Below are 11,585 nucleotides of genomic sequence, written 5' to 3'. Positions count from 1 at the left end.
GGCCTGCACGGGGCGGGGTTGGGGGCGTTCGGCCATGACGCGGAGCAGTTCGGTGGCCGTGAACGTGCCGAGTGCGAAGGTGTCGCGGGTGAGCGCGGTGAGGGTGGGGCGCGCCATGGTGGTGAGGACGGAGTCGTCGAAGGACACGACGGACACCTCGTCGGGCACGGGGATGCCCATCTCGGTGGCCACGCCGAGTCCGGCGACCGCCATCACGTCGTTGTCGTAGACGACCGCCGTGTAGCGGGGGCGGGCTTCGAGCAGTCGGCGGGTCGCCGACGCGCCCTGGGCGTCGGAGTAGTCGGTGGAGATGGACGTCACCTCGATGCCCGCGGAGTCGCGTACTTCGTCGATGGCCCGCAGCCGGCGCTGGGTGTGCTGGTAGGACACGGTGCCGCTGACGTGGCCGATGCGCCGGTGTCCGAGGCCGACCAGATGGTCCAGGATGCTGACCGTCGCGGCGTGGTCGTCCACCCAGACGCTGGTCAGCGGCATGGGGTTGCCGTGGCTTCCCAGTACCACCGCGGGGATGCCGAGATCGGCGACGAGTTGTGGCCGTACGTCGTCGACCGCGAGGTCGAGCAGGACGAGCCCGTCGACGCGGTTCTCGGCCGCCCAGCGCCGATAGACCGCCATCTGGGTCTCGGTGTCCTCGACGATGAGCAACTGGGTGGCGATCCCCCGATTGGACAGACAGGACTGGAGCCCGGAGAGGAACTGGGCGAAGAACGGCTCGACGCCGAGGGTGCGCGCGGGGCGGGCGATGACGATGCCGACCACGTCGTTTGTCGCGCCCTTGAGCGCCCGAGCGGCCAGGTGCGGACGCCAGTTGAGTTCGTCCGCGACATCGAGGATGCGCTTGCGGGTCGCATCGCTCAGACCGGGGCGTCCGTTGACCGCGATGGACACGGCCGCGACGGAGACGCCCGCGAGCCGTGCGATATCGGTGCTGCGCAGCCGGGGCGGCGGCTCCCCGGTGGGCGTGCGGCCGGGGGAGGCCGAGTCCGCCTCCGCTCCTGACGAGGCGTTGTTCTTCGGTGACATCGACCCTCCATCGTGGCGCACATGGACTTTACACAAACGTGACAACGCGCTGCGGTGACCGCCGAACTGAAACGTATTAGTCTGCGGCCACTCGCGCTACTACTAAAACGTATTAGATGGCCTGTCGCTCCTCCTCCGCGGAGAGAACCACGCATGCACAATCACTTCAGCAGGACACTCGAGCGGCTCGACCGCGTGCGTCGGGAACGCATCCTTCCCCAGGTCCACCGCCGCCTGGGGGGCGTAGAGATCGAGGCATGGGCGGTCGGGGACGACGGCGAGCCGGTGAGCCCCCGTCATGCGCTCGGGCTGACGCCGGAACCCCAGCGCGGCCGTCCCGACTACCGCCCCTTCGCCCTGGGCGACGCATGGGGACCGGCGTGGTCCACGACCTGGTTCCGTATCCGCGGCAAGGTCGAGCCCCGAACCCCCGGACCCATCGACCTCCTGCTCGACCTGGGCTGGTTCGACCACTCCGTCGGCGGTCACTGCGAGGGCCTGGTCTTCACGCCGGACGGCACCATCGTCAAGGGGCTGCACCCACGGCAGACGGCCATCCGGCTCAGGGAACTCCGCGAGTCGGAAGGGGCAGCCGGCACCGGACTGCTCGACTCCGACGGCCGCTTCGAGCTCTACGTGGAGGCCGCGGCGAACCCGCTCCTGCTGGGGCTGCCGCCCTTCGTCGTGACCGAGCACGGTGAGAAGGGTGCGCAGGAGCCGTTCGAGCAGTTCCGGTTACGGCGTGCGGAGACCGCCGAGTTCTCGCCGGAGGTGTACGCGCTCCTGTCCGACCTCGACGTGCTCGGCGGCCTGGCCGCCGAACTCACCGAGGACGAGCCGCGCCACTGGCGGCTGCTCCGCGGAATCGAGCACGCTCTGGACGTTTACGACGAGGCGGACGCAGAAGCGAGCGCCCACCGGGCGCGCGCCGTCCTGGCGCCGCTCCTGGCCGCGCCCGCGCACTCCTCCGCGCACCGCATCACCGCGGTGGGACATGCGCATATGGACTCGGCGTGGCTGTGGCCGCTGCGCGAGACGGTGCGCAAACTCGCCAGGACCGTCTCCAACGCCCTCGCCCTGCTGGACGCGCATCCCGATCTCGTCTACACCATGTCGGCGGCGCAGCACTTCGCCTGGCTCGAAGAGCACTACCCCGAACTCTTCGCGCGGGTACGGGACCACGTCGAGCGCGGGCGGCTGGTGCCGGTCGGCGGGATGTGGGTGGAGCCGGACGGAGTCATCCCCACCGGCGAGTCGCTGGTCCGCCAACTGACCTACGGCAAGCGCTACTTCCTCGACCGCTTCGGCATCGAGGCGCGGGAGGTGTGGCTGCCGGACTCCTTCGGCTACTCGGGCGCGCTGCCGCAGTTGGCACGCCGGGCCGGGGCCCGCTGGTTCCTGACCCAGAAGATCTCCTGGAACGACACCACGACCTTCCCCCACCACTCCTTCTGGTGGGAGGGCATCGACGGCACCCGGATCTTCACCCACTTCCCACCCGCCGAGACCTATGCCGCCGAGGTCACCGCCCGCGAACTGCGCCACGCGGTCACCACCTTCAAGGACAAGGCGATCGCCTCCCACTCGCTGTTGCCCTACGGCTATGGCGACGGCGGGGGCGGCCCCACCCGGGAGATGGCCGAACGGCTGCGCCGCTTCGCCGACCTGGAAGGCGCGCCACGTGTCAAGTCCCGGACTCCGGCGGAGTTCTTCGAGGACGCCGAGGCGGAGCTGCGCGAGGTCGAGTCGGTCGCGCCGCCGCTGGCACCCGTCCACCGTGGGGAGCTCTACCTCGAGCTGCACCGGGGCACCCTGACCTCCCAGGTGGCGATGAAGCGGCACAACCGGGCTTGCGAATCACTGCTCCGGGCGGCCGAGTATCTGAGCGCGGCGGCCACGGTCCTGCGCGGGGCGCCCTATCCGAAGGACCGCCTCGACGAAATCTGGCGCGGCGTGCTTCTGCACCAGTTCCACGACATCCTGCCGGGCACCTCGATCAGCTGGGTGCACCGCGAGGCCCGCGACACCTACCGGGCGACCGAGGCCCGCCTGCGCGAGCTCATCGACGAGGCGGCCAAGGCCCTGGGCACTGCGACGGACGAGAAGACGCACGGGCGGACGGCCAAGCAGACGGCAGGGTTGCTCCCTCCGTTCGTATCGGCAGGCACCGCCGACACCGAAAGGGAGCCGGACCCCGTCCGGATCGCCGACGGGGAAGCCGGTGCGACTGTCCTGGACGACGGCCTGCTGCGGGTCGTCATCGACGCCGACGGCCACATCACCTCGCTCGTAGACCTGCGTGGCGGCCGTGAGGTGGTGCCGCCCGGCGGGCGCGCGGGCGTACTGCAGCTGTTCCGCGACGAGCCGGTGCGGTGGGACGCATGGGACGTGGACCGGCACACCCTGTGGCACTTCCAGGTGATCGACGACGTCACCAGCCGTACGGTGGTCCGGGACGGACCCGACGCCGGTGTCGAGGTCGTCCGGCGGTTCGGCGCGTCGACCGTCACGCTGACGATGTGGCTGAGGGCGGGCACCGGGCGGTTCGAGACGGAGTGCGAGGCCGACTGGCAGGAGCGTGAGCGCCTGCTCAAGGTCGCTCTGCCGGTCCATGTCATGGCGCGCACGGCCCGGTACGAGACGCAGTACGGCTACGTCGAGCGGCCGCTGCTGGTGAACACCGGGGCACAGGACGCGATGTTCGAGGCCGCCATGCACCGCTACATCCAGGTGGCCGACGGCGACTACGGGCTGGCGATCCTCAACGACACCATGTACGGCGCCGACGCACGCGCCGACCGCGATTCCACCGTCGTCCGGCTGTCGCTGCTGCGCGGCAGCCGCTTCCCCGACCCGGACGCCGACGTGGGCCGCCACCACTTCCGCTGGGCGCTGCTGCCCGGTGCGGATGTGCCCGCCGCGGTGGAGGCCGCGTCCTTGTTCAACGCACCCGACATCGCGGCGCTCCCACCACGAGAACCCCTGGTGGCCATCGAGCCGCTGACGGGTCACGCCATTGTCGACTGGGTCAAACTCGCCGACGACGGCTCCGGCGACCTCATCGTGCGGGTCTACGAGACGCAGGGCGGCCGGGCGCGAGCCTTGCTCCGTCCCTGTGCCGGGCTCGCCGCGGACGCCGTCGTATGGGAGACCGACCTGCTGGAACGCGAGCTCCCGACCGAACAACCCGTCGAGGACACCGCCGAGGACCACCTGTCCACGGCCCTGCCCCGGACGTCGGCCGGCGCGCGCCGCCCCGCCGATGGCGCGGCCCTGGAACTCGGCCCCTTCCAGGTGGCGACCCTGCGCATCGCCCCCTGACCCGAAGGCGCCACCACCCCACCCCATGTGAGGAGAAGACCAATGAAGTCAGCGGGAAGACGGGCCGCGCTCACCGCGGGACTGGCCCTCGGATCGTTGCTGCTGTCCGCCTGTGTCACCGGCGGTGGCGGTGGCGGCGACACATCGACGAAGGCACCCGGCGGCAAGGTGTCCGGCAAGATCACCTTCCAGACCTGGAATCTGAAGAACGACAAGTTCACCTCTTACTTCAACGGCCTCATCGCCGCGTTCGAGAAGGCCCACCCGGGCACCGACATCAAGTGGGTGGACCAGCCCGCCGAGGGCTACCAGGACAAGCTGTCGGCGGACGCCGCGGCCGGGTCCCTCCCCGACGTGGTCGACATGGGGCCGGAGGCCGCCTACACCCTGGCGCAGGCGGGTGTCCTGCTCGACCTGGGCAAGGCCGACCCGAAGGCCAAGGGCAAGTACCTGGACAAGGCGTGGGAGGCCATGACGTTCGACGGCCTGGGCGGCGGCACGTACGGCTACCCGTGGTATCTGAACACCGGGCCGTCCTTTTTCAACAAGGCCCTGTTCAAGAAGTGCGGGCTGAACCCCGACAAGCTGCCCGTCACCTACGCCGAGCTCTTCGACCAGGCCGAAACCATGGCCGAGAAGTGCTCGGACACGATGATGATCGCCAGAATGCCCGCCATCGAGACCTTCGGCGAGTACGGCGTGCCGCTCATGGACGGGCGCGGCGAGAAGTTCACCTACAACGACGCCAAGGGCGTGGAGTACGTCGAGCGGTTCCGCAAGCTGTACGCCAAGAAGGGGATGGACGAGGAGGCGCTGAACAACCTGCAGACCAAGGAGGTCGAGGAGTTCAAGGCGGGCCGCCTGGCCTATCTGCCCGGCAGCTCGTACACACTGGACGATCTGAAGGCCACCGCGCCCGAGGTCTACAAGAACCTGGGCATCGGGCCCCGGATCAACAACAGCGCGCCCAACATGTACATCGAGTCCCTGGTCGTCAACGCGGGCAGCAAGAACCAGTCCCTGGCGCTGGCCTTCGCCAAGTATGTGACGGACTCGACCAACCAGCTCGCCTTCGCCAAGAAGGCGTCGGTCTTCCCCTCGTCGGCCGGGACGCTGGACGACGCGTACTTCACGAAGGACGACGGGGACCCGGCCACCAAGGTGCGGCTGGAGAGCACCGCCCAGGTGAAGAAGGCCGTCGTGTGGTGGCCGCCGGCGTTCTCCGGGGCGGCCGACAGCCAGACGCTGCGCGAGCAGATAGCGCAGGCGCTGCTGGGCAAGAAGTCGGTGAAGAAGGCGCTGGACGACTCCGTCAAGTACTCCAACGAGCGCCTGGACGCGAACAAGTGACCATCGAAGCCCGGCCCGGGACCCCCCTCAAGCGAGGCGGCGGCCGCCCGTCTCGCCGCGGGGGGACCGTCCTGGCCACGCACCGCTGGATCCTGACCCCGTGGCTGTTTCTGCTGCCCGGGCTGACCGTCATCGTGCTCATGGTCATGGTGCCGTTCGCGAACACCCTGGGGCTGGCCTTCACGGACTCGACCCTGCTGCGGCAGGGGCAGTACGTCGGCTGGGAGAACTTCCACCGGATGTTCGCCGACGAGCGCTTCACCACCGCCCTGCTGAACTCCACGCTCTACACCGTATGCGTGGTGCCCTGCATGGTGGTACTCCCGCTCATCCTCGCCACGCTGGTGAGCGGCGCGGGACGGCTTTCGGGTTTCTTCCGCACCACCATGTATCTGCCCGTCGTCATGTCGCCCGTGGTCGTCGGGCTGATCTGGACGAACATGCTCGACAAACGGGGTCTGGTCAACGCGCTGTTCGACACGCTCCACCTGGTCACCGAGCCCGTACCCTTCCTCAGCGACCGGTGGCTGCTGCTCTTCAGCGCGATGTTCGTCACCGTGTGGACCGGCCTGGGCTACTACATGGTCATCTACCTCGCGGCCCTGGCCAATATCGACCAGAGCCTGTACGACGCGGCGGCGATGGACGGCGCCGGTGTGGTGCGCACCTTCCTCAATGTCACGGTCCCCGGGGTGCGTTCGACGATGACGCTCATCGCCGTGCTGTCCTCCGTGGCGGCCTTCCGCGTGTTCGGCGAGATCTACGTCCTCACCGGCGGCACCGGGGGAGTGGGCGGCGGCGATCTGACCATGACCATGCTGATCCAGCGGGAAGGCACCGGGCTGCAGGCGCGCACCGGGTACGCGGGCGCGATCAGTCTCTTCATGTTCGTGGTCCTCGGCGCGCTGCTGCTCGTACAACTCGCCGTGCAGCGCAGGCAGAGGAGTTCCTGATGGCTCAGCTCTCTCCCCGCACGCGCACCGCGGCCGCCCGGCGGCGCAGGGCCCGGCCGGGCTCCGTGGCGCGCTATCTCATCCTCGTACTCATGGCCGTGCTCCTCGCCGGACCGCTGGTGTGGCAGCTCTCGCTGTCCCTCAAAGGCTCCGGTGAACCCCTGTACACCCGGCCGCCCGCGGTGATCCCCGAACACCCCACGCTCGACCACTTCGCCACGGTGCTCGACCGCGTTCCGGTGCCGCGCTATCTGCTGAACTCGCTGACGGTGGCGGCCATGGCCGTGGTTGGCAACGTTGTCGGCGCCACCTGCGCCGGCTACGCCCTGGGCAAGCTGCGGTTCCGCGGCAGGGGCCTGGCCACCGCGGTCTGCGTGGCCGCCCTGCTGGTCCCGTCCGAGACCGTGCTGATCGCCCAGTTCCTCACGGTCAGGACCGCCGGGCTGGTGAACACGCTGTTCGGGGTCGCCCTGCCGACCCTGGTGGCGGCGCTGAACGTACTCCTCATGCGCAACGCGTTCCGCAACCTTCCCGCGGAGTTCGAAGAGGCCGCCATCGTCGATGGCGCCAACGCCTGGCAGCGGTTCATCCGGGTCTCCGTGCCGCAGGTCAAGGGCGTGATCACGGTGGTGGCGATCTTCGCCTTCGTCGGCTCGTGGAACGACTTCCTCTGGCCCCTGATCGTCCTGTCGGACGAACAGAACTACACCCTCACCGTCGGCCTGAACCGGCTGCGCGGCACCTTCTACGACGACCCGCGCCTGATCGCGGCCGGCACCATCATCGCCCTGCTTCCCATCGTGGCGTTCTTCGCCGTCTTGCAGCGCTACTTCTTCCGCGGGCTGGAAGCCGGCGGCCTGAAAGGTTGACATGCTGAGGTTTGGAGTCAACTACACGCCTTCCCAGGACTGGTTCTACTCCTGGCTGGCCCCGGACCGGGAGGCTACCCGCCGCGATATGAAGGCCCTGGCCGGCCTGGGCATCGACCACGTACGCATCCTGCCGCTGTGGCCCGTGGTGCAGCCGAACCGGACCCTGATCCGCCGCCGCGCCCTGCGGGACATCCGCGAGGTCGTGGAGATCGCCGGTGACGCCGGACTCGACGCCAGTGTCGATGTTCTCCAAGGACATCTGTCCGGTTTCGACTTCGTGCCGAGCTGGCTGGCGAACTGGCACCGGCGCAGCATGTTCAGCGACCCCGACGCCATCGCCGCCCAGGCCCTGCTGGTCGAGGCGTTCGACGAGCAGCTGCACGATCTGCCCAACTTCCTGGGGCTGACCCTGGGCAACGAGGTCAACCAGTTCACCTCGGCGGTGCACCCCAACCGGATGCCCGCCACCACCCCCCAGGTGACGTCCTGGCTCGACGCCCTGCACGGCAACGGGCCGCGCGACCCCCGCCACTTCAGGCTCAACGCCGAATACGACGCCGTCTGGTACGCCGACGGCCACCCCTTCGTCCCGGCCCACTCCAGCCGGTACGGCCAGATGAGCGTGGTGCACTCGTGGATCTTCAACGGGACGGCGCAGGGCTACGGCGCCATGTCCCATCAGAGCGTCCACCACGCCGCCTACCTCATCGAGCTCTCCCGCGCCTTCGCCACCGACCCCGCCCGCCCGGTGTGGCTCCAGGAGGTCGGAGCCCCGCTGAACCACCTCACCGAGGACCAGGCGCCCGACTTCTGCGAAGGGACGGTACGGGCCGCGGCCGACAGCGAGGCGCTGTGGGGCATCACCTGGTGGTGTTCACACGATGTGTCACGCCGACTCGGGGACTTCCCCGATCTCGAGCACAGCCTCGGTCTGATCGACGCCGACGGCGCGGTGAAGCCGATCGGACGGCGCTTCGCCGCACTCGCCGAAGAACTCCGTGACCGACCCCGCCCCTCACCTCGGCGCGAGGCCGTCGTGATCCCGGTCGACGACGAGGACGTCCCCGTCTCCCGAGCCGAACTCGCCCCGGGCGGAGGCGTGTTCGAGACCTGGATGGACCGTGCCCGCGCCGGAGCGCGCCCCGCCCTGGCCACGTCCGCATCCGCCGCGGACCCGGCCGCACTGAGCGTCCGCGGCATCGAATCCCTCATCCCTGCCAAGCCCACCGGGCGCACCTTCTACAGCTCGGTCAGCGACGCGGAAGTACTCAACCGGGCACACACCCAGGCCGAACGCCCCCTTTGACGACAGACCCTAGGGAAAGCGAGGAAATGGCATGGCACGACAACGCGACACCACAAGACGGGCCTCGGTCCGTGCACGCACCGGTGCCCTGGCCGCGGCACTGGCCCTGACCCTGGGCGCCGGCACCGCCGTGGCCAGCGACACCCTGCCCTGGACGGGAGAGAGCGCCGTCGGCGCCAACCAGCCCTACCAGCACGGCTACTCCTCCACCGACCTGCTGCGCTGGAACCCCGCCGACGACACCGACGCCGAACTGCTGCGCGCCAAGGTGCCGCTGCAGACCCGGATAGCCCCCGATGCCACCACCCAGCGCAACCCGGCCCTGCCCGCCGACACCCAACAGCTCACCCTCGCGGGCGACTACGGCAACGCGTTCTTCGAGAGCCACCCGTACACCAACGAGTTCAGCCAGTACCTCTTCAACTACTGGCAGTACTCCGATGTGTACGCGTCCTGGCACGGCATGCCCACCGAGGGCGTGCCCGTGAACTACTACGACCCCAACCTCGACTGGAAGGAGAAGTGGTTCGAGTTCGGGGCGGTCAACCTGCCCAACCCCGGCTACACCAACGCCGCCCACGCGAACGGCGTACGGTCGCTGGGCTGCATCTTCTTCTCCCCGAACGACCGGGGCGACCAGACGTACTCCGAACTGCTCGTCCGGGACACGGCCGGCAACTTCCCCGCCGCCGCGAAGCTCGTCGAGGTCGCCAAGTACTACGGCTTCGACGGCTACTTCTTCAACCAGGAGGACGCGGTCGCCGCGGCCGACATCCCCACCTTCAAGCGCTTCCTCAAGCAGCTGCGCGACGGCGGCCTGTATGTGCAGTGGTACGACTCCATCGACAACGCCACGGGCCGGGTTTCGTACCAGAACGAGTTCAACTCGGTCAACGCTCCGTTCGTCCGGGACAAGGCCGAGGGCGATGTGTCCGACTCGGTCTTCCTCAACTACTGGTGGGACAAGTCCAAGCTCACCCGGTCGAAGACGTACGCGGAGAGCCTTGGCCTCAACCCCCGCAAGAGCGTCTTCGCCGGCGTAGAGGCGGGCATGTACCAGTTCGACCAGCCGTACAACCTCGACAACAACCTCGGCACCGACGGCGCGCCCATGAACGCCATCGCCACGCTCGGCGCCGACTTCGTCTCCTCCGACTACGCGAACAAGACCGACGACAAGGCCCAGTCGGCGGTGTTCGACCGGGAACGCCGCTGGTGGACCGGCTCGTCCCAGGGGTCCACCACACCTGAGGGCAGCTGGAAGGGCATCTCGAAGTACGTCGCCGAGCGCTCGGTCATCAAGGGCGGCACCTTCGCGACTTCGTTCAACACCGGACACGGCCTGTCGACCTGGAGTGACGGCAAGCTCTCCAACGACGCCGAATGGGGCAACATCAACCTCCAGGACATCCCGGTGACCTGGCAGTGGTGGATCGACGCCGCGAGCTCGCCCCTCAAGGCCGACTTCGACTACGGCCCCAAGTACACGCCCGCCGGCCGCTTCTCCTACCAGAAGATCGGGGCCTACAACGGGGGCAGCTCGCTGGTGCTCAGCGGCAGGCTCGACAGCGACAACACCGTACGCCTCTACAAGACCGACCTGAGTGTCAAGGCGGGGTCGTCCCTCTCCCTGACCTACAACAAGCCCTCGGCGGATGACGACTCGCAGCTTCGGCTCGCACTGGTGCTGGCGTCCGACCCGAGCAAGGTGGTGCAGGTGCCGCTGTCGGGCTCCGGTAAGCGCACCGACGGCTGGACCACCGTGTCCGCCGACCTGTCGAAGTACGCCGGTGAGCACATCGCGTCCCTTGGCCTCGTCGTTGCCGCAGGCGCACAGCCGATCGAGAACTACCAGGTCAACCTGGGCGCCCTGGCCCTGCACGACGGAGTCGACCGCACCCCGGCCAAGCCCGAGAAACTGCGCATCGACCAGTTGCTGCCCAACAGCGATGAGCTGTTCCTGTCCTGGCAGCGAAGCGACTACGACACGGTCCGCCGCTACGACGTCTACCTCGACGACACCTACCTCGGTGGCATCTACGACGACGTCTACTACGTCAAGCGGTTCACCGCCACATCAGGGACGATCAAGCTCGTCGCGGTCGGCCCCGACGGATCCCGGAGCAAACCCGCGACCGTGTCCTTCGATCTGTCCTCGGCCCCGGCCGACGTGACCGCCAAGGCAAGCTCCGACGGGACGCTGAAGGCGACATGGTCCCCGAGGCAGACCGGCCGGCCGCTCACGGTGGAGGTCCGCAGCCTCGACACCGCCAACCCCTTCACCAAGAAGGTCACGGTGCCGGGTCAGCAGACGAGCACGACCCTGACCGGCGTCCCCGTCAGCGGGGACGAATACCTCCTCACCGCAGAGACCGAGAACGGCACGGACGGCACGGCCACCGGCGTACGTGGCACCTTCGCCGACACCGAGATCAGCCCCTACCCCGCCACCGCCGTGAAGATCTCGGGGAACACCTTCACCTTCTCCCGCCCGACCCTTCCGGACTGGCACACGCTGACCGTCCTGGAGGACGGGCAGCCGAAGTCGTTCGCCACGACCTACGGGTCGGGCAGCAAACCGTATATCGTCCGCGGCCGCACCACCCGCCCGGCGATGACGGTGACCATGGCCGGCTCCACCAGCAAGGTCGTCGCCGTGCTGGAGGACTACGCAGGGAACAAGGTCACGACGGTGCTGCGCGGCAACTAGACCGCGTCGCGAGGACACCGCGCCCGGCA

General features: G+C 68.8%; 7 protein-coding genes. 6 read left to right on the top strand and 1 reads right to left on the bottom strand.

The features are described from left to right. Positions 1-1,044: LacI family DNA-binding transcriptional regulator (locus CCN51_RS08140; protein ID WP_086859414.1), on the bottom strand; the 1,044-nt coding region annotated here is incomplete at its 3' end. Between the two features lie 153 nt (positions 1,045-1,197). Here CCN51_RS08140 and CCN51_RS08135 point away from each other — a divergent pair. From CCN51_RS08135 to CCN51_RS08110, 6 genes are read left to right on the top strand one after another with little or no spacing between them, the layout of a single operon-like run. Next, a complete protein-coding gene (locus CCN51_RS08135) occupies positions 1,198-4,365 on the top strand; it encodes an alpha-mannosidase (RefSeq protein ID WP_014173433.1) in 3,168 nt (1,055 codons plus the stop codon). 42 nt (positions 4,366-4,407) lie between these two features. After that, positions 4,408-5,715, top strand: coding sequence for an extracellular solute-binding protein (locus CCN51_RS08130; protein ID WP_014173432.1), 1,308 nt, complete (start codon positions 4,408-4,410; stop codon positions 5,713-5,715). Next, complete coding sequence (locus tag CCN51_RS08125) at positions 5,712-6,668, top strand: carbohydrate ABC transporter permease (protein WP_014173431.1); 957 nt, start codon at positions 5,712-5,714, stop codon at positions 6,666-6,668. Before CCN51_RS08130 ends, CCN51_RS08125 begins: the two co-directional genes overlap by 4 nt. Next, positions 6,668-7,537 carry a carbohydrate ABC transporter permease gene (locus CCN51_RS08120; protein ID WP_014173430.1) on the top strand — a complete coding sequence of 290 codons (870 nt, stop codon included), beginning with the start codon at positions 6,668-6,670 and terminating at the stop codon, positions 7,535-7,537. The genes CCN51_RS08125 and CCN51_RS08120 overlap by 1 nt, the downstream gene beginning before the upstream one ends. 1 nt (position 7,538) lies before the next feature. Continuing rightward, positions 7,539-8,846 (top strand): glycoside hydrolase 5 family protein, encoded by a 1,308-nt coding sequence (locus CCN51_RS08115; protein ID WP_014173429.1) that lies wholly within the window; start codon positions 7,539-7,541, stop codon positions 8,844-8,846. A 31-nt stretch (positions 8,847-8,877) separates the two neighbouring features. Further along, entirely contained in the window at positions 8,878-11,556 is a 2,679-nt protein-coding gene (locus CCN51_RS08110; protein WP_014173428.1) for an endo-beta-N-acetylglucosaminidase, read from the top strand. Positions 11,557-11,585: the final 29 nt, after the last annotated feature.

The organism is Streptomyces milbemycinicus (assembly GCF_002154605.1).
Classification (GTDB): Bacteria; Actinomycetota; Actinomycetes; order Streptomycetales; family Streptomycetaceae; genus Streptomyces; species Streptomyces milbemycinicus.
Note: the sequence above shows the minus strand (reverse complement) of the source record. Positions and strands in the feature narration are given on the sequence as shown.

What these genes read in the sequence shown, in the direction of transcription:
- CCN51_RS08135 (WP_014173433.1), top strand. Translation starts at nt 1,198, where the DNA reads ATGCACAATCACTTCAGCAGGACACTCGAGCGGCTCGACCGCGTGCGT.
- CCN51_RS08115 (WP_014173429.1), top strand. Translation starts at nt 7,539, where the DNA reads ATGCTGAGGTTTGGAGTCAACTACACGCCTTCCCAGGACTGGTTCTAC.
- CCN51_RS08110 (WP_014173428.1), top strand. Translation starts at nt 8,878, where the DNA reads ATGGCACGACAACGCGACACCACAAGACGGGCCTCGGTCCGTGCACGC.
- CCN51_RS08130 (WP_014173432.1), top strand. Translation starts at nt 4,408, where the DNA reads ATGAAGTCAGCGGGAAGACGGGCCGCGCTCACCGCGGGACTGGCCCTC.
- CCN51_RS08120 (WP_014173430.1), top strand. Translation starts at nt 6,668, where the DNA reads ATGGCTCAGCTCTCTCCCCGCACGCGCACCGCGGCCGCCCGGCGGCGC.